18 protein-coding genes are annotated in these 19,021 nt (G+C 57.6%); all 18 read right to left on the bottom strand.

Features of this window, described 5'->3' with window-relative positions; genetic code table 11:
• Nucleotides 1-273, bottom strand: a complete 273-nt coding sequence (locus tag EGT36_RS28350; RefSeq protein WP_125271628.1) for a hypothetical protein — start codon at nt 271-273, stop codon at nt 1-3.
• Nucleotides 274-275: 2 nt separating this feature from the next.
• Nucleotides 276-2,720: a hypothetical protein gene (locus EGT36_RS28345; protein WP_125271627.1), complete on the bottom strand. Its 2,445-nt coding sequence runs from the start codon at nt 2,718-2,720 to the stop codon at nt 276-278.
• 9 nt (nt 2,721-2,729) lie between these two features.
• Nucleotides 2,730-3,008, bottom strand: coding sequence for a hypothetical protein (locus EGT36_RS28340; protein WP_125271626.1), 279 nt, complete (start codon nt 3,006-3,008; stop codon nt 2,730-2,732).
• 16 nt (nt 3,009-3,024) lie between these two features.
• Nucleotides 3,025-4,212 (bottom strand): DotG/IcmE/VirB10 family type IV secretion system protein, encoded by a 1,188-nt coding sequence (locus tag EGT36_RS28335; RefSeq protein ID WP_125271625.1) that lies wholly within the window; start codon nt 4,210-4,212, stop codon nt 3,025-3,027.
• Between the two features lie 11 nt (nt 4,213-4,223).
• Nucleotides 4,224-5,381 carry a DotH/IcmK family type IV secretion protein gene (locus tag EGT36_RS28330; RefSeq protein ID WP_172965744.1) on the bottom strand — a complete coding sequence of 386 codons (1,158 nt, stop codon included), beginning with the start codon at nt 5,379-5,381 and terminating at the stop codon, nt 4,224-4,226.
• A gap of 49 nt (nt 5,382-5,430) precedes the next feature.
• A complete protein-coding gene (locus EGT36_RS28325) occupies nt 5,431-6,042 on the bottom strand; it encodes a DotI/IcmL family type IV secretion protein (protein WP_125271623.1) in 612 nt (203 codons plus the stop codon).
• Nucleotides 6,039-6,740: a DotI/IcmL family type IV secretion protein gene (locus tag EGT36_RS28320; protein WP_172965743.1), complete on the bottom strand. Its 702-nt coding sequence runs from the start codon at nt 6,738-6,740 to the stop codon at nt 6,039-6,041. Before EGT36_RS28320 ends, EGT36_RS28325 begins: the two co-directional genes overlap by 4 nt.
• Nucleotides 6,737-7,009 carry a hypothetical protein gene (locus tag EGT36_RS28315; protein WP_125271621.1) on the bottom strand — a complete coding sequence of 91 codons (273 nt, stop codon included), beginning with the start codon at nt 7,007-7,009 and terminating at the stop codon, nt 6,737-6,739. The genes EGT36_RS28320 and EGT36_RS28315 overlap by 4 nt, the downstream gene beginning before the upstream one ends.
• Nucleotides 7,010-7,013: 4 nt before the next feature.
• A complete protein-coding gene (locus tag EGT36_RS30725) occupies nt 7,014-7,925 on the bottom strand; it encodes a thioredoxin domain-containing protein (RefSeq protein ID WP_172965742.1) in 912 nt (303 codons plus the stop codon).
• 258 nt (nt 7,926-8,183) lie between these two features.
• A complete protein-coding gene (locus EGT36_RS28305) occupies nt 8,184-8,459 on the bottom strand; it encodes a hypothetical protein (protein ID WP_125271620.1) in 276 nt (91 codons plus the stop codon).
• Between the two features lie 91 nt (nt 8,460-8,550).
• Nucleotides 8,551-11,169 (bottom strand): type IV secretory system conjugative DNA transfer family protein, encoded by a 2,619-nt coding sequence (locus EGT36_RS28300; RefSeq protein ID WP_125271619.1) that lies wholly within the window; start codon nt 11,167-11,169, stop codon nt 8,551-8,553.
• Nucleotides 11,170-11,179: 10 nt separating this feature from the next.
• Nucleotides 11,180-13,540, bottom strand: a complete 2,361-nt coding sequence (locus tag EGT36_RS28295) for a DotA/TraY family protein (RefSeq protein WP_125271618.1) — start codon at nt 13,538-13,540, stop codon at nt 11,180-11,182.
• Nucleotides 13,541-15,073, bottom strand: a complete 1,533-nt coding sequence (locus EGT36_RS28290) for a hypothetical protein (protein ID WP_125271617.1) — start codon at nt 15,071-15,073, stop codon at nt 13,541-13,543.
• 11 nt (nt 15,074-15,084) lie between these two features.
• Nucleotides 15,085-15,747, bottom strand: coding sequence for a hypothetical protein (locus EGT36_RS28285; RefSeq protein ID WP_125271616.1), 663 nt, complete (start codon nt 15,745-15,747; stop codon nt 15,085-15,087).
• A gap of 8 nt (nt 15,748-15,755) precedes the next feature.
• Nucleotides 15,756-16,235: a hypothetical protein gene (locus EGT36_RS28280; protein ID WP_125271615.1), complete on the bottom strand. Its 480-nt coding sequence runs from the start codon at nt 16,233-16,235 to the stop codon at nt 15,756-15,758.
• 5 nt (nt 16,236-16,240) lie between these two features.
• Nucleotides 16,241-17,242, bottom strand: coding sequence for a hypothetical protein (locus tag EGT36_RS28275; protein ID WP_125271614.1), 1,002 nt, complete (start codon nt 17,240-17,242; stop codon nt 16,241-16,243).
• 11 nt (nt 17,243-17,253) lie between these two features.
• Nucleotides 17,254-18,186: a hypothetical protein gene (locus tag EGT36_RS28270; RefSeq protein WP_210211247.1), complete on the bottom strand. Its 933-nt coding sequence runs from the start codon at nt 18,184-18,186 to the stop codon at nt 17,254-17,256.
• 77 nt (nt 18,187-18,263) lie between these two features.
• A complete protein-coding gene (locus EGT36_RS28265) occupies nt 18,264-19,019 on the bottom strand; it encodes a hypothetical protein (protein WP_125271612.1) in 756 nt (251 codons plus the stop codon).
• Nucleotides 19,020-19,021 lie beyond the last annotated feature (2 nt).

Below are 19,021 nucleotides of genomic sequence, written 5' to 3'. Positions count from 1 at the left end.
CTAATCCCTCGGGGTATAACGGATCAAGAAAGCCGGAAGAGCTGTCTTCGGCTCCAGTCCATCCATTCCCGTTCCAAAAAATTCTCTTCCAAAACCGTCGAGTATGTCGCTGCGGCGCTTGAGTGAAAGCTCAAGCCCGATATTCATGCTTTCGTAGCCCTTCTCCTCGGCCATCTTGCGAGCACGCTCAATTGCCTGCCATACCCTTGGAGACCCTTGCGCCTCCGGTAGAAAAGCGATCTTGGCGGGCTTGTCTTCTTCCATGTCGCTCATCTTCAAAACTCCGGCCGAGGGCCGAACTGAACCACATTTTCCCGTCGCTCCTGCGCACGGCGGTCCTGATCAAGGCGATCTTGGCGCTTGAGGTTGTCTCTGGTGTCTTCGAGCGTACCAGCAACGTCGCGGACAACTCGGGGCGGCGCTGCAAAAGACGATCTCAGCTCAGCCAATTGCCTCTGACCATGAAGACCACAATGGCGGACACGCTGCTCCATCCTCTCCATGATCTGCGGCCCTCGCTCCTTCTGCAGGGCCGTCCATGCAACCTTCATGCGGTCGCCATAGGCCATTGCATCATTCATCGCACTCTGACGCGAAGACAATGGTCGGGAAATATCATTGGCAGCAGCGACAGCTTCGCGTGCCTTGCCCGCAAGCTGCTCGATTACATCCATTTCTCGCTGCAAGCTTGCGCGTGCTTCCCGCCGTGCATGCTCGGCCTCAATCGCCGCCATTCCGGGCGGCAGAAGCCGGTCACGTCCGCCCTCGGCAATGGCCCGTTTTTCATTGTCAATTATGGCCGTCGCCGCCATGGCGCTTTTCATGCGCTGGAAAGGCGACAGCTCCGAAACCTCGCTATAAGCCGCCAAGGTGCGCTCCATGACATCCTTGGCTGCCGCGCGCTCCGGTAGGTCCTTCACTTTTAGAGCAGTAGGTTCTGGAAGGCGGAAAGGCTGGCCTTGGATGGTGACAATCCGCTGCGATAGAGCCTGCCGCTCGATCCACGAGAAATTCCGCTCGACCTTTTCACGAGCCGTCGCGACGGCTGCGGCATAACCGGGCTGCACTATATCGTCCATAGCCTGTCTGGCCGACATCTTGCCGTCCAAAACCGCGTTCGCAGCCTTGACCAAGGTCGTTTTCATGCCCGCATCCTCACACCACTGGTCCGCAACGTTGGCGAGCCTATGAATGCGGTCTGTTGGAGCGAAAATGTTCTTGTCTATCCACGTCCGGTCCAGCCCTTCTTCGAAGAAGTCCGTCAGACGAACAAGCTGCCCGTCATATTTTATAGAAAGGTCGGCTGGGAGCCTGTGAGCAGCGGGGTACATGCGGCTCGTGCGCTTGTCCTGCACTCTCGCCCCTGTAGCAACAAACTCGCCATCCTTGGGCAGCAGGCCGATTTCGCGGCCCTGTTCGATCAACGCCAAAACGGCATAGGTCTGCTGCAATCTGCCTTCTGCATGTCGATGAAGAGCACCAACAGGGACTCCGTCTGCCGTTCGTACTACGTCATCATAAAGCTCGGTGAAGAGCGGCAGAGGATCTGGCTTGCTATCCATGATCTCCCGACGAGATGCCGGTGTTTGCTGCCCCAGCTCGATAATACGGGCGGCAAGGCGCTCGTCGGTTTTCGCCGCCTCGCGAACGAACTCGTTGCCGTAGTCCGCAGCTATGGCAGCGCGAGTTATAGCCTCTTCCAACGCCGCCTTGGCCTCGCTACGCGATGGGCCATCAGCTCCATCGGAAGCCAGTAGGCTATCTGCCTCCTTGATCTCGTTGAGATAATACCTAGCCATAAGAGCCGGATCACGCAGATGATCGTATTCCTGCTCCTGATCTTCCACTAACTCTGCGTCTTGGGCCGCCCATTCAGCAGCAGACGGCCCGGTCGGCTCTACCGTCTTGAAGCTGGTGTCAACGGTGACGCCGCGTGCCCTCAACTGTTCCAAGAGCGATGCCACGCTTTCCACGTGGCTCTCATGCTCCCGTTCCGCTCTCGCTGTTGCAGTTTCGTATTCGAGGCCGCTCATCCGATCAGTTGCGGCTTCTTCTGGATCGTAGCCGTAATCGGTCTCCGTTCGGGAAAGATCGAGGCTTCCACCCGGCTCCAGTTTATCGAGTTGGTCCTTCATGTCTGCGAGGAATTGGCGCTCAGCGCGAGCCTCATTCCGGGTCACATAGCTGTCTTCCGAAATGAAGTGCGGCGAATCTTGATCAGTCAGTCTGGCATTCAGATGGTTTAGCCGCTCGGCCACAGCGGCCTGAACAGCCTTGAAGACCTCCTCGCTGGTTTGCAGCGTTTCAAGAGGATTTGCTTCCCTGTTGCCAGACACTGCATATCGAAGCTGTTGCTCGGCAGTGTGGCCGATATGGATCGGTGCTTCCGGGCTACCGGGTATAGGTGCTTGCTCCGGCCGCGACCGGCGCTCGCGTCCAATAGCTACAGCCAGATCGCCGTCATCACGTGCCAGATCGAGAAGATATTCATTTTGATGATTTAATGCCTCGATAGCCGCCCGTGCCAGCTCCCGCTCGTAGGTGATTTGATAGGAGGCTGCATGCTCGGCAGGGAGCTTGCCAGCCTTGACGCGATCGATGGCCTCGCGGGCAAACTCGACCTCGACCATGATTTCATTTCCGCGCTCCACCTGCTCGATCCCAAACCGAGCAACGGCCTCTTCATATCGATCTCTCAGATTGATCCGGTTTTCAGCCATCTACGCCCCCTACTGGCTCAAGCCTGTCCACACCTGCGAAAGTGCGTAGACAACAACAGATGAAATCCCGAGCAGCGCCCCGATGCAGAACCCGACGATTTGGCCGGTCTTGCTCCAGTCAGCAGGGGCGTAGGCCTCCCGCTGCACCATCCGGTAAAGGTTGACGCCAGTGATGCCGCACATCGCCAATCCGATTACGGCAAATAGGAGAGGCACCACATCGCCGAAGCCCGAAAGGAATTGGTAAAAGCTGCGTGCCCCATCCTCCAATTTCAGGGTGTTTTCCATTCGCTCTCTCCTTGAGCTACCGGATGCCCTTCGGAATGACCACGGGAGCAAGGAACACGATCCCCATCCCGGTGCCTGCCGGAGCTGACATCGTTGGTGGCCGGTTGAAGTGCTGGCGAGCGGCGGTAGAAAGATTATTGCCCAGCGGCTGCAACGCTGCCACGCCCGCCTGCCAGTAATTAACCGGATTGCTGTTCGAAACGACCACGCCGTCTGAAACAACGTAGTCACGATTGTTCTGCACGAGCTGGTTTGCTACCTGCCCCGCGCCTTGCAGCAGCGAGGAGACAAACAGCCCGGCGTAGCGAGACCAAGTGTGACGATCCACCTTAGTCGCAACACCCGTACGGGCATCATTCTCGGAAACCGCTATCGCCTTTATCGGATATTGCTGACCGGAGACGGTCACGAGCTGATTGAAAGCGATGGCGGACTGATTTTCCGAGTACGAGATGTTTCCTACCAGTCGCATCCCTGTAAGGGGGCCGTTCCGCGTCCCGCTTGCCGGATCATAAATCACGTCATCCAGCGTCACGATAATGGGAGCGGCCGGGTCGTCGCTATTAAAGCCTCTGTCGAGGCGAGCGAAAACCACATCGCCAGTTCGCGCTACAAGTTTCATCGTCGCAGGATTGGGACCGCTCGGCTTTGCAGGCGCTTCCTTCTTTTCCTCTGGCGGTGCTGCATACCGGTTGATCGCCATAGCCGCGATGCCGCCAGAACCGGAACCGCCCCGGTCATTCGCCCCAAGTGAGGCTATCTGCGCTTGGATCGCGGCCCGTGCCGCCGCGTCATCGACAGGCTGTTCCACTGGTACGCGCGTCACATAGACGGTTCGCTCGGTGGTTTCCTTGATGATGCGTTCCTGCGGCTCCGGAGCGGGCTTTGGAGGCTCTGGCACGGGAGGTTGCTCACCACGGTCGGCAGGCCCAACACCAGTGATCACCGTCGGTGCCTGATAGTCTCGTCCTTGTTCTCTGGCTTGCTGGGCATCCGACTGGTTGACGGTTGCTCTCCGGCTGGCCTCTTGCGGCGTCACCGGCTCCAATTGATCGTTCCTCGGAACATTGGTGGCATTCGGCAAGGATGTTTGCGTGCCAGCGCCAGTGTCAGGCGCTACTTGCCCTGAAAGGATAAAAGCAGCCGCGCCAACAGTGACAGCAGCTAAGGCACCAACTCCGACTACGATTTTGTTTACCGCCATAGCCCCTCTCCTTAAAAGCGTACCGTTGCCGGGCGTTCTGCCCCGTTCTTGTCCACGAAGAGCACGCGGTAAGGCGCTCCGCTAAAGCGATAGGCCTTCTCGCCGTCCGGTGTTTGCGCCTTGCTATTCCAGCCCGGAGACAACATCTCTGCATGGCCGACTACGACGAGATCACCATTGCTCGCGATGTAGCCGCGAAGATCGGGAGCACCGTCCAGTGCCACCGCCCTTGCCCCTCGTGGCGGGCGGCCGACAATGTAATCGGCCAGATCGCCGTCACCCGTCACCACTTTTGATGGCCGCTTGTAATTTCCCGCCGCAGCTCTTCGAGCCGTTGCTTTCGCGTTGGAAATGGAAATCGGCTTCACCTTGTCAGCCAGCGGCGATTTTCCCTCAATGATGACCGTCAGCGGCATATCAATGCTGACCTGTTTCTGGCCCTGTCCCTGCTGTGGCCGGAAACCCGATTGGGTCATCAAGACTATGGGATAAGGCCACTTTTCGAGACTGACGTTGATGTTCGAGAATATCTCGAAATAGCAGGGCGTGAGATTGATCGTCGTCGGCCGCTGTCCATCGCCGGAAGGCGTATTGCCGGACGCTCCGCAACCGGCACCGTCCTGCGCAAGCACAGTCGGATTGTACGTGACGTTAACAATCGGCCATGGATAGCCGTCACTGTCGACGAAGGTGACTGGCGTAGTCATGCCGTAAGCGAGCCGGGCTATCGGGGGCTGCTGCATAGGTGTCTTGGCAGCATTCACCACGCGCGGCAGAGCAGTCGGGTAGGGATCGGTCGAATAGGTCGGGCGGACAGCGGCGCTTCGAGAACCAAGAGTAGCATCTCTGATCCGGCCGACTTCATTCGGGCGAAGGATCATGCCTTCTGACTGATCGACCATGCCACGCCGCACAGCGTCCAGCTCTTCCTTGGTCAATTGTCGTGGTGGCAGGTTCGGTCTGGACGTGGTTTCCACCTGCCCCTGTTGGAGCTGCGGAGCAACAGTCGTGGGCGTCTCTTCCGGTGGCGCTTGGCGCGGAATGGGAGACCCGGCGCTATCCCCCTGCGGAGCCGAAATGTTCGTTTCCTGTCCGGTTGGATTCCCGTTCTGCGCGGGCGGCTCCTGCTCTTGGGCGAAAACAGGCAGAATGCCCGCCGTAGACGCCATGAGTAGTGCCGCAAGCGCTGTTCTCGATCTCCACATACTTGCCAGCCCTCTACCTATCATAGTTCAATAATGTTGTTGCAGTGATGCTATCGATTCCGATGCCATTCGGGTTTTCGACCGATGGGCGAACACTCACAACCAGCATCGTTAGGAGAAGCCCCGCCTCTGTCACATCGACGTTGCTACGCCGATATTGCAGCAGAGGCACTTCGACACGCCAGAACCGGCGTCCTTTAATGAAGCCTTCTTCCTTGATGTTCGGAACGCCGTTCTTGTAAGCTGTCTGCTCAACGTAATTCCTGCGAAACGCCAGTGGCGATCCTGACCGACTGACTTCTTCGATATACGAATCGCGCCCGGTTACGGTGAAATACTGCCGGAGGGCAGAACCGATCACCGTCCCTTGATTGTAATAATCGTAGGAATTGATGGTCACGGCCGCATCGGACGCAAAGTCTACGATGCGCGCCTGACTAATGTGAGGAGTGCTGAGCACGGTGGCTGCACACTCTCCACCCGTCGCCGCCTCGTGCCAGACGAAATTCGTCACTGGTCGAAGCCAATAGGTATCGGTCGTCACGACCACGCTGGCGACACAAAGCAGGCCGAACAGCCCGCAGAGTGCCACAGATAGCGTGCGATGTGCGGCCGGATTGATCATTGCCCCACGCTCCCCACCGCCGCATTGGTCTGTAGATTGTTGACCTGCACTGGCTGCGAAGAGACCAGCCCGCCGATGGCAATCCCCTTCGGATTGAGTGGCGATTTCGCGGTTCGGATGACCTTGGCATAAAAATCACGATTCTCTGTCCGTCGATCCGTCGCGTTGCGATAGATCAGCGTCATGGGAACCACGATCTCCCACTCGTAACGCCCTGTCCCGTCTTGCTGGCGTACCACGCCCTGTCGCTGCACTGTCGCAGGGCCGCGCTGTTGAGCAGTCGCATTCTGATACCGGTTCACAACATCCCTGATGATGCCCCAATCGTTCACCGATATCCGGTAGCTATTGCGTGCATCGAGCGTCATGTACTGCGCTGTGCTCGAATTGATCTGGTCGCGCCAAGAGGTCCAGTCATAGGTTGAGATTGCCCGGATCGCTTCGACTGCGAAGTCGCGGGCGACTGCATCAGCGACCATTGGTTCATCAAGGCCGATTGGCGCGCAGACGCTCTGAGCATCAGTCGTGCCAAGAAATGCTGTGTCAGGAAATTTGACGAATCGCGCATAGAGCAACTGCCCTACATGCAGCGCCATCACCGCGTTCCCGATCACGAGCAGCACTATGAAAACCTTCATATTGCGCTGGATCGCCGACTGCGCGGCGCTGGCCTCCAATATTTCCTCTTTCGTCTTCACTTTGCCCCCACGTTCAAGATCGGCACGGGGCATCCAAAGACACCCCCGTCTGCGACATATGGTTCCGTCTGCGCAACGCCCTCGACAAGAAAACCGAAGAAGAGAGAGATCACCGTCAGGCTGATGAGAAGCGTACCCAGCCCGACGATGATCTTTTGCTTCTGTAAAATATCCTCGGTGGCAATTGTCGGAGCGATGGGGTCCGGCAGAGTGGCAAACCGGAACCTTGGTAATTCAACCGACTTTTGCTTTTTCCCGAAACCGAACATCGCTCTACTTTGCCAACAGGGCGTCCACCACTTGCGTCATACCGTCATGCCAGCCCTTCATGACAGCGACGTTGCCAGACTTCCCTTCCGGCACGACGAAAAGCGGCACCGCTGGCTGCTGATCAGGCAGACGCGCAGATAGCCCCGCCCACACTTCCATGTTGGCATTCACATCGGCATCCAGTTTGGTGTCCGGCGACACATCGAGACCGCTGGCATCACCCGACTCCATGACTTTGTGCAAAGCCGTAGCCCGGTCGCTGCTACGCAGGACACCCCGAATATTCGGCAGTGCCCCGTTCATAGTGGCCTCATCACCGAGGACGCTAATGGGGAGATAACGCACAGAATATTTGCCATTAAGAGCGCGGTGTGCGGCTTGGCAGTACGGGCACCGAGGATCTACGAAGGCGTAGATCGTGTTCTGATCGGTTGGCGTCACTCCCGTTGGAGCTGACGCAACCGCATTGGCTTGCTTCAACAAAGCGATGACGTTCTTCGAAAGAGCCTGATCGGTGATTTCATAGCCGCTGTCTACATTCACCCCATTTACAGCGTTGAGCGCTGAGGTCTGCACCTGCGGACGAACAGGCGCGGGCGCTGGGGCCTGTGCGGGCATCGGAGCCTGCGCTTGATAAGAAGGCTGCGGAGGTTGCTGGTATCCCTGCTGCTGCGCGTAAGGCTGCGGGAATTGCTGCGGCTGCGGCTGCTGATAGTATGGAGGCTGGTATGGAGCCGGTTGCTGTGCATATTGCTGTGGAGGGTACGGCTGCGGGCCTGCCTGATAGGCTCCCGGCCGCTCCATCACATAGGGCAGCGCGCCGAAAACGACCATTCCCGTAATAGCAACTGCCGCCCCGGCCCAAATGACCGTATTCAGCACTTTTGGCGACGAAGCGTTCGTGTTTTCTGCCATCTCGCTTCACTTTCGAACCGATGTTGTCTCTGCTTCAAACCCTTCCTGATTTTCCCCGCACAAGTCAACTAAAGAACGCATAACGACATTCTTTTCGTGCGATTTTTTTATGTGTAATGCTGGCGTGCAACTCCGAGTGCCGGGTCAAGCTCGACAGTGCGAAGATTTTCACCATCGCTGTGAACCTGAAATGAAAAACCCCGGCTTTGGCCGGGGTTTCCAAGGTTGTCTGCCGCCTAATTTGGGGGGGCTATGGGGTTAGGCGGCTCGACTCACTACCGAAGTGGCATTCTGCTTGCGCAGTTCCTTGAGGATTTCCTGCTGCGTCTCAAGGATGGCTGTCAAAAGCTCCTTAGTATCCCGGCGATTGACTTCTCCCTGAAGGAGCAAATCAGCCAAGAGGTCTACATCAGCACCCGAATCCCTGTTCCCGCTGAAATTGCCGTTGAGCTTCCTGTTGTCGAAAAGCTCCGGCTCATAGCGGTCGCGAACATCGCGACGTGCGTCAGATGTCTTCCTGCCAATACCGAACATGGCGACCTCCTTTCCGGGCATAGCCCAAAATTGTCAAGCACAAAGGTTGTAGCACACTTTACGACGACTCACAATGGGCAACCAAGGCTAATTACTCTGCCGCCGCTGCTACCGCCGCAGCCGCATCGCTGACGCGGCTTTGCACCCTACGATGCAGTATTGCATGATCGCGAGCTTCCTTGATCGGGGTCTCTACCAGCACGCCGAAAGCGTCAAGGATGAGATTGTGCTGAGCAGGATCGATGTCCGCCGCCCAGCTCGCCACCACCTGCTTGAAATGCTGTTTCAGGTCGCGCTCCAACTCCCCGATCTCAGTACGGGCACGCAATTCTCCGTGCGCCCTGTCCTGAGAGCTGATTACCCATGACAGCGCGTCATTGAGTAGTTGGTCAGATACCAGCCCCGGCGTCTCCAGCAGTTGCGAGAGATAAGCCGCATAGTCATCAATGGTGGCGCTAGCGCCGGGCTTGGTACCGGGATCATCCACCAGCTCTGCAAGAGCAACCGCCAGATCGCGTACGAGCGTGGCGATGGTGTCTCCGCCTAAATGATCCTCATAACGAAGACCGTCATCGGCCTGATTTCGGGACCAGTCCCTGATCTCGTTGGCGTTTGCCTCCCGCAAGAGCCGCTGTTGCGCATCCTTCTGCCGGATAGCCTCGATGGATGCCTCGTCACGGGTTTTGACCGGAACGAAATGGTTGAGCCTCCATTCCACCACTTCCGGCACCGGCCCGGTGTAGAACGCCTTGTAGCGAACCACCCGGCTCTCGCCTCTGATAATTCCCTTTTCTCTCGTGTTTGTGCCGACGATGAAATGGAACTGTCCCGACTCCTGCCCTTGGATATCGGAATATTTGATGATGTCCTCTTCCTCGTAGACGATCTCGTCCGAGAGCGATGTGGTCTTGAAAGCCGCCCGGTGATCGACCTTGAGCGAACGGGTCATTGAGGTCAGCTTCTTGCCACCCCAGCCCCGGACAATCTTGAAAGCCTCGCTGTCCTCGTTTGCGGCAAGCTTTCCCACATGGCGCATGGTGGTGTTGATCAGCGTTTCATCCGCCTCCTGCTTTGACGCCTTCTCCAGAGATGTCGGAGTTTGCAGGCCGAAGGTACAGGACACGCCAAATGAGCGAGCCTGAGCCGCCGCCACGGAAAAACCCTCCACGACATAATAGCCGTATTCATCGAATATCAACGGGTACGGCATCTGACTCTTGGACGGAGAGGCGTCGAGGATGCGGCGGCGATGCCCTTCCAAGGGGCGATGCAAAAGGTTGCCGAGCACCTGCTTGACCGCCGCGACCGTAATCTTACCAAGAGCCGCCGTGCTCGGAGGAGCTTTTTCCAGCGAAGGGATCATCACGTAAACGATGCGCCTGTTCAGGAACACATCGTTCATGTTGATCTCACCGACCTCGGCATTGAAAACATGGCCGTATGAATAGGTCAGCAGCGCGGCCGGTTCCGACAGGCTCATGGTCATGTAGCCCCATTGCCTGTAAACCTCGGCGCGGGTCGATTCCGCCGACTGGTTCTTGTCTCCCTCCGAGCTGCTGCCCCCTGCCAGCCTTTTGTAACTGGTGATCATGTCGTTCGACAGCTTCTCGACCGCTTTCTCACCCGCCAGCAAAGCTGTCGCTATCTTGTGGTCGTCGGCATCGATCAGAGGCGGCGGCTCTTTCGGCATCACCTGACTGTAGCCCGGCAAGTCCATCAAAACCTGTTGCAAGCTGGCGCAGGCCTGTTTGAGACGCACAAAGTCGTCGTGCTTGCCCTCGTTTGGCAGATCGACCACGCGGCCGTGCTTGTCACGAAACCTGCCGAACCACACTAGGTTCTCGACATTGTTCAACTGGAAGAACTCAGTCAGCAGACGAGGGTTATAGTCCACGTACCCTCGCCCCTGCAAAAACGACAGAGGCCGGGCAAGCGCCTTGTTCAACTGCAAAGCTCTCTGCGTGAAGACACTATTCGATCCCTCGGCTTGAGGGATGAAGGTCTCCATCAGAGTTGATTTCTGATCACTTGACCCCATAGCAAAGGGGTTAAAGGTGTTTGTTAGCTTGACTTCCGACTGGCCGTAGAAGTCCTTCGATCCCATCATGAAATTGAGAACTAGGAACTCCTCGTCGCGACCGTAAAGCCGCGCGATCTTCTTGATCGAATTGAGGGTATCGGCGCTTGCTTTGCCATCCACCATGATCGCGCCGCTATTGAGTGCAAGCGCATTGAACACCAGCCCGAAAATCTCTTCCGACTTACCGGAGCCGGTTGTACCAATGACCATGCGGTGCGTCTGGATATCTCGTGCTGCGGACCAGATTTCCTGCCCGGCGTAAGCCCCTCGCCCAATTCCGTGATAAATCACGCCGTTACCCGGCTGACCAGTGGAACTATCCTTATACCCTGCTCTTCCCAAGAACTCCGGCACACGGTAGGGTGCTTCCCATAGACGCCTGTTCTTATAGACGCCGAATCCGAGCGCCATGAACACCGTTAGCACCAAGAGTAATTCCGGCCAGAAAGGTGCCCAGCTCAACAGCAAAGCTAGCACCGCCATGGTGATGTACGGTTTGAGGACTTCCCCCGGTTCGTTGTGGTTGTCCCGTAATTTTTCGATCAGGCCTTTCCGCCGTTCGCGACGGGTTGAAAGCCTGACCGCATCAATATGCTCGACGCCTTCGAACTCTCGTTTTTGAACAGCCATCCTCTAGCCCTTACCGATTGCGAATTTGCCGGATGGCCTGTTGAGACCGCTGTGCCAAACGTCCCGCTGTACCCGCCAGCGATCCACGAGAACGGAGGGCGATGCCAGCGGCTGCGATAGCCGCTGGATTGCCGAGAATGCCTTCGGTGCGCTGCTTTGCTTCGGAACCAAAGACGTGCGATGCACCGCGCTCCACCTGCTCCATCACCCAATCCCCAACGCCATCAATCAGGCTACAGCAGATAGCGACCAAGGTTACGCACATAGAGAGGTAGATCATGAAGCCGCCGAAGGCCATGGCGACATTACCAATACTGGCCGACAGTGACGAGGTTGACGCACCAAGGACCGACAAGGCGTTGAAGGTCAGGATGTTCAGGTAATCGAGGCCCACTCGCATGAGGTACATGCAGAAGACCAGCCCGACGATGATCAGCGCCGGGCGAATGAGCACGGCAAGCAGTACCGTCAGAGCGCGGGCAAGGCTGGTTGACGCAATTCCCCCCGAGCGGTTCGCATAGAACATCTGCATCAGCCAGAACGGCGCTGTGATGATGGTCTGCACCACCAGCGTCAGCCATGACAGCGCCGCAAGGAAGAAGTAGACCAGCGGCATGAAGGGCACGACAACCGCCAGAACAAACCCGATGGCGACAAGGCCCCATCCAAGCGGTGCAACCATTGACGCCAGCTCGCCGAGCAATGCGGTGACAGGGTTCGGAAGAGCCGACGCCACGCCACCAGCTCCAGCAACAGCCAAGACGCCAGTGCCGTACATCAACATCTCGTTGCCAGTCGCCTGCATCTGAGGGATCGGATCGCTCCACCCCTCGCCGCTCTGCTCGTTGGCTCTGACCAGCGACCGCAGAACATTGTTTACCCAACGTGCGAGCATACCGGGATCGCCACCCTGAACAGATCCCATGCCGCTCGTATTGGTGCCGAGGCCGATAGTTCCGGTTCCAGCATTGGTGAATGCAGGCTTGAGCTGATCCAGCGCCGCCAGTTCGGTTGAATATTCCCGGAAGTAGGTTTGCAGCTCGTCAGAACAATTGAAGCGACCGGTCGCCCACGTGAACATCGAACGGCAACCCCATGCTGCCGGGAAATCACGCTCGACAGGCACCGACGCCACGCGAAAGCCCCCATTTCCGATGTCGGATAGCACGGTTGTCGCATTCACCAATATGCGCTGGTAAAGGATTGCGAAGAACCAGCCATTGTCGTGCTGACCAGTCATCGCTCTGGAAGTTTGCTGGCGAATAGCCTCCGGTGCGTTCTTGAGCTGATCTTCACCAGCTCGTTTTGTGTTGCTGATCACATTATTGACGGCCTGAGCGATCTGCTGGACCTGTTGCGGTCCCCACGATCTCGGACCATTGGCCGGTTGAGGAAACAGCGCATCGGCGAGCTGCTTTGCCTGAGAATCGATCTGGTTCAGGAACTCGGCCGCCGTCGCTTTCGCTGCGTTCACGCGAAACTCGGCAGCGGTCTTGGCTATTTCCTGCTGACCGGCCGCATTGCCGGGTACGATCACTCCCGACAGCGAGCCGGGGTCCTCATAGACCTTGCCTATATAGCTGACAGACACGGAGCCACACATGCCTGCCGACTCGTTCAATGCCTCGCCGCCCCTGTAATAAAGGGTTCGTTGAACAATTCGGCTTCCATACTGCGATCCCGCCGTATCCTGCTCGGGCGAGAGCGCCGACGTGATCGAGGTATCACCCGTTGTCGCCATATTCTGAACGCCCTTCGCGATCAGCCGGGCGCAAAGCTCCCCCTCAACACGCGCTTGTAGGGCTTCGGCCAACTGCTGGCGAAGGGCAGCCTCGCTCGATGGCTCAGAATAAAACAGGCCGTCTGTCCGCATACTCTGGAAAGACGCATTGACCGTGTTGGCGTTCGCCATCTTGTCGGACGCTACACGCCATGCGGAATCCCCAAATCCGGTAGACCATACCGCCACCTGCATCGTGGCCATCTGCAAAGCTGAAAAGCCATTGAAGGCCGGGAAAACCAAAATCGCTGCCAAACCTGCCATGACGAGCGTCCAGCTCGGATTCATGCTCCGGCCGCCCAACTCGCCATCGTTGGCGGTATCTTTTAGAGACGCAAAAATCAGATATGTGGCGACGGCCGCGATGACGGCCAGCATGCCCCAATTGATGACGGCTACGAGCTGAGCCAGAACGTCATTGACATCATTGCAAGCCCCGCCTCCCGTTCCGCCACCGCCCCCCGGCGTCCAGATATAGTCGAATGTGCAGCCAACGAGACGCCGCAGAAACACAAGGGCGGCGCTATTCGGCTCTGGCGTAAAGAGACCGGCTACAGTGCCGTCTGGTGAGGCTCCCTCAATACCTTCCATTCAAACCCCCAAGGCCGTTGTCTGGCCGTGCGTTGCCTCGCTCTGCCGTTCGCGGGTTGCCTCCCGCTCCACAGAGGACCTGTTCTCGAGGACTACCGTCCTCATGTCGTTCATGAATGCTGCCAGCTCTTCTCCGACCGGCGTCAGCGGGTGCGCTCCCGCCGTCGCGAAAGCGCCACCACTCTCTATCCTGCCCACCTGCGAAAAGACGTGCGCATCGAAAGCGCGCGCAAAAATCTCCTGCGGTTTCATCAGATAAGCCGCATGATCGGGGTTGGCCGCTCCCTCTTCCTCAAGGATCGAAATGATCCGCGCGGCCTTTCGCGCAAACGGGTGCTCCTTCACTGCGCGTAGGATTTGCTCCTCGTCTCCGGCCTTGTGGATCTGATGCCCGATCTCATGCAGCAGAGCGCCGGGCGATGTTGGCGTCAACTGAATAGCATGCTGGGAAACGACAACGGCTTCGCCGTCCACGTTCACGCCTTTGCCCTGATAGGTAGATGCCTGACCTCTGATCGAGCTGTTCTTACGATTGACAGCAACGCCGAGGATGAATTTTACCTCATTTGTTCCGAACAGCCTGTCTCTGGAAATGCCAAAGGCACGAGCGCTTGCCGTCAGAGCGGTAGTCAAGCGGGCCTTCGCATCCGTGGCCACAGCGTTGCTGATGCCAGCTTGTGCAATGAAGGTGTTCTTGGCCAGATCGGGAGCACCGGCAGGATTGATGCGGGCACCGTCATAAGCCCGGTATGGAACATTAAAGCCCAAATCCTCTACCATTGCCCCGAACAGCGCCTCCGAGAGGGGCTTGTCGGTTAACCCCTCCTGCGAGAACCGCTCAAAGATGCGATTTTGAGCAGCGACATACCGGACGATCCGATCATCAGGCTTTGGAAAAGCGGTACTGCCGCTCGCGTCCGCGTCCATAAGGCGGTCTAGCTGACCTTCCCAGCCGTCTACCTGCTCCGAAAGTGCCCAAAGGACAGCGCTGAACCATTCCGCAGCATGCGTGTCGTCGCTCCGATGGCGAAGTCGCTCATAGATTTCATATCCATCGCCACCAAAGGGCAGCTTTTTAGCAGCCGCCGTTCTGTCGCCGACGATCACCCTTGCTCTCGCTATGGAATCCCTGATGTGGCGCAGTAACTCATCGGGCGATTCATTCGAGAAATGCGAAAGCATCCGTTCGGCGATCACCGCCGCATCTTCATTTTCAGGGAGCGGATTGGTGATCTCGACATCCGGCGGCCCCATATCCCTCAAAGCGGCGGCGATCCGCTCCTTCGGAAAGAAGGCGGTCAGACGTGTCGAAACCTCAGAGAGCGCTTTGACCGGCCTGAGATGATCAAAGACGTGCTCGCCACCGCCTCGCGAACGGGACCAGCCTGCCTCATAGGCCCGAATGAGCTGTTCCTTGATTGGCTCCTTGGGAAAAGCAAGCCGGACGACATAGTTGCCGCTGACCATGCGCAGGCTGACTGTGGCCTCCGGCCCGAAGTCGTACCATTTCTGGTTTTTCGCTTGCTGGCTCATGATCAACCCTTTCAGACGCGCTCGTTGTCAAATCGGAAAGGCGAGCGCCCGAAGCCCTTGCCGTCGAGAGCACCGACAACCATGGCTTCCTCCATGGCTCCGGCCGCCGTCACCTTGCCGCTCTCCATTTTGATGGCATTTGCCTTGCGGAATTTCAGGGATTGCCAACGGCCATCGGCAGTCTCAGAGATCAACAGGACACAGATGCGAACCTCGACATCATTCCGGTCCTCGCCGTAGGCAAGGATCACATCGAATCCGGGCTTCACCGCGCCCTTAATCCCCGGAGCGGTTGCGTACATCCAAGTGCCACCGCCCTCCGCATTGCCTACGTACCAAAGACGGCTCGTGCCGGGCGCTACCCCGTCACAGCCTCTTTCGTTCAAAAACTCGCCGAGGGGCTTGTTATCGAGCTTACCTTCCGCAAACAGCTCGGCCGATGATAGTGTTGCCCCATGAATTTTCGGGCGCGCTTCCAGCGCAATTTCTCCGGAATCGCGTTTCTGTGCGGTCCACCCTGCTACCGCTGGATCAGTTTCCGAAAGCTGGCGAACCTCGTCCTCATCGTCCTCATCATCGAGCGGCATGATATCCATCGATCCGCCCAGCGCATCCATGGAAGGGCTGTCGTCATCGATCAGGGTGCCAAAGTCGTCGCGTCTTTCATCAACCATGGTCGCCCCTATCCCTGCATATCAAAGCCCTGATTTGTCAGGCCCTGATTGATTGCTTCTTGCACACGCTGCTGCGCACGGTGCAGCGTTTCTCCGCTGGCGATCTGTTCGAATAGCCGCTGCTCGGCTGCTGCAAAAACGGCCGGATCGAACTTGAAGATCGCGGCCTCACTGACTTCGCGCCGACGCTCCGAAAGAGCAGTTTCTTTGACTGCAACCTCTGCCGTGTAGGAAACTCCATCAGCGATCTCGAAACCTTCGTCCGCCATTCGGTCGAGTGCTTCCAGATCGTCTACCGACTCACCGTCTGACCAACCTTCATCGAGGTCGGCATCAGCCTCTTCCAGTTCTGCTTGATCATCGGCCGGGTCGTAATAGTCGTCCGCTGGTGCTGGTTCTATCGCACCAACATCCTCATCAACGGACACGACATCCTGATCGGCGACATAATCGCCAAGTGCTTCTTCGTCAGGGCGTCGTCCAGTCATGTTGCCTACTTTCCAGATGCTTCGGCGGCCAACAAAGCGGCCATCGTCGCCGCCTTGCGTGCCTCACTATCGTTCATAAAGGTGCGGAGCCTCATCGAGATCGCGCGCAGACGGTTCAGCTCCACCATCAAACCACGCTCCGACTGCATTTGGAGCGCGTTCGTCCATTTCTGATAAGCCGGGCCGCCACCATAATTGTCGATCAGGGCGTCGAGCGCTTGTGTCACGCTTCCAGCCCCATCGCCTATACCGAGTGAGGAAGTGTTACCCATGGCAGCAACGGCAGAGAGAGACACGAGCGCTGGAGAACGCCATGCTTCTGCCTGACGCGAACGCATCAGCGCCAGCTCCCCGGCTGGTGTACCCGCTTCCTGCGGCATCGGCTTCGGGATCGCAAAGCCCGCAAGCTGCTCGATGACCTTTTCCTTTTTGCCCCTGTCAGCCGATACGTTCAGGAGAATGGATGCATCCGTGGAAGCCGGATCGAGACGCACTTGCGCCTGTTCACGACCAGAGGGCACACCGCCCGGTGATACGTCTAGGTTCTTATAGATCGCCGACGCATCGCTGGGCGTCCCATCAAGCACGGATGTCACGCGGCCGAGGAAGGCGACCTGCGCACAGGCGTTAGCGCCCTGACCAGTCTCATAGGAATAATCCTCTTTGATCTTGACCAAGCGTTCATTGCGCATTTGCTCTGTTACAGTGTTGGCGTAAGCTTCCTGACTCTTCTTCACCACTTGCTGGAGACGCTGTTCTTCGCCCGCATACTGTCGGTTCACGACCTTGAGGGCCGCCAGAACCTGCTCCAGCGTCGTTGCCCCTTCAAAGGCAACGTTGGTTTCCAGCTCCTTCACTTCCTTGATCAGGTTGGTTTCCGTTCTGACGTGCTGCTGAATCCATTCCGTTGTGATGGAGCACCAAGCAGCAAAAGCCTGATTTGAGGCGAGTGTGCTGGCTGAAACGATCCCTGCCGCGAGCACCCACTTATGAAAGCTCTTCCGCATTTTCCGCCCCCTCACTGTCTGACATCCGCCCGTTGCTCGGGCCTGTTGGAGACCACTACGGGCAGGCTTGAACCGCCTTGAACGATCTGGTTGATCCGGGCGAGCGCATAGGATGATAGCGCCAACTCCGTGCGCGCAGTGCCCTTCGCCTGATATGCCATGACGGCAATGTTGGCAGCTTCAATCCTGACCGCATCAAGGAGCGCAGCACGGAAAGGCTTATCGGACATTGCGCTCGCCCATTTTTCGCCGCCGTCATCACCAGTCCAGTGCTTTGTCAGCTCTTCAAGCGAAGCCCGTGCCCCACCCGGCTCATATTCGGCCGCGATGGAGGCCATAACCTCTTTGGAAACTGACCGGCGAGCATCGCGCCGGTTCTTGTCCAGAACGAAAACATTTCGCTCGGCCCCGGAACCAACCGTATCCTCAATTGGCGGCCCGACGACCAGATTTATGTAATCGCGAGCCGCTTGCCCTCCCCTGAAAAGGCTCTCGCCATCGAATGACCGGTTACTGGTAGCAAACTGCGACCAAGAACGTGGTGAATCGAAGCTGCCCGGCTTGAAATAGGTCGCGCCTGAAACAGCCTGTGCTTTCGATCTCGCTGCCTGATTGGCGGCGTAAAATTTCTGTCCTTTGGACTGCAAATCGCAGCTATTATACCCCGTCGAGCCATACCGCTCTCTGGCGTCAGCAATCGCATATGCTTGTCGCTGAGTGGTATTTACGTTCGCAGCAGCTTCGGCCGACTTTCGCACCACCATAGCTGTCTGCTGACCCGAGCCACTTTCTTGCTTCGTGATCACCTTCAAGGCGCTGAGCAGCATCTCGCGCTGCCGCCGTTCTTCCATGATCAAAAGGTTCTCGGACAGGTCGATCTGCGCCTTGACCTTCTGCTCCAGCTCTATGGTTCGCTGGATCACGTGAGCGTTGACGGCGCACACAACGGCAGATGCCTCGCTTGCCATCATCAGGCTGGGCAAGAGGACCGATCCTGCCAGTGCCAGTTTCCGCCAGTTTTTCATTGCCTGTCGCCTCCCATGCCGGAAACTGCAACACCCATCATCACCGAACGCGCACCTGACATGAGAGCCGCGCGGCGGCGCGCATCGATCAATCTGACCTGAGCGCCGCTGTCCTGCGGGTTCGGCTCTATCGTCGGATAAGGAGCGAGCACATCAACATAATCACCAGCCGTAACGACCTCTTCGGCTCCGTAATTGCGATTGAAGAGGAAGGCTCCGGCGTTGGAATCGCCCGCATTTCGCTCGTTGCTGTAGCTCGCTTGGCAGTAGGTCTCGCCGAGGACCGCCCGTTCCTGCTCGGTGCAATAATGTCCGACGCGCTTTAGCATCGAGTTTTTCATGTTGGCAGCGGCATTGCCGCCTTTGCTGATATAGTTCGCCTCTGATGTAGAGAATGCTGCGAGCATCTTGTCTTGGCTTCTGGCAGTTCCCGACATGCCATTTAGGCTAGCCGTGACAGTGCACGCATGCTCACCCTGTCCGTACTCGTAACCATAGCGGTTCTTGATGTCGGCGACCCGGAAAGCTTGCTCTTGCGCCAACTCAGCGTTGACAGCCGCCTCGTCACTTTTCCTGATGACTTGCTGGGTCTGCCGCTGCGAAGCCGACCTTTGCTTGTCATGAACTTTCAGGCCGCTCATGAAACGCTCGAATGAAGTGATCCACGTTTCCATGGAGGCATGCGCAGTATCGGCCGCCGTCACGGCGGTCGTAAGCACTGTCAGGAGGGCCAGTGTCGAGCGCGAAACCATGA

Origin of the sequence: Agrobacterium sp. FDAARGOS_525 (genome assembly GCF_003938925.1) — a bacterium.
Taxonomy (GTDB): domain Bacteria; phylum Pseudomonadota; class Alphaproteobacteria; order Rhizobiales; family Rhizobiaceae; genus Agrobacterium; species Agrobacterium pusense.
This window is presented reverse-complemented; position numbering and strand designations above follow the sequence as displayed.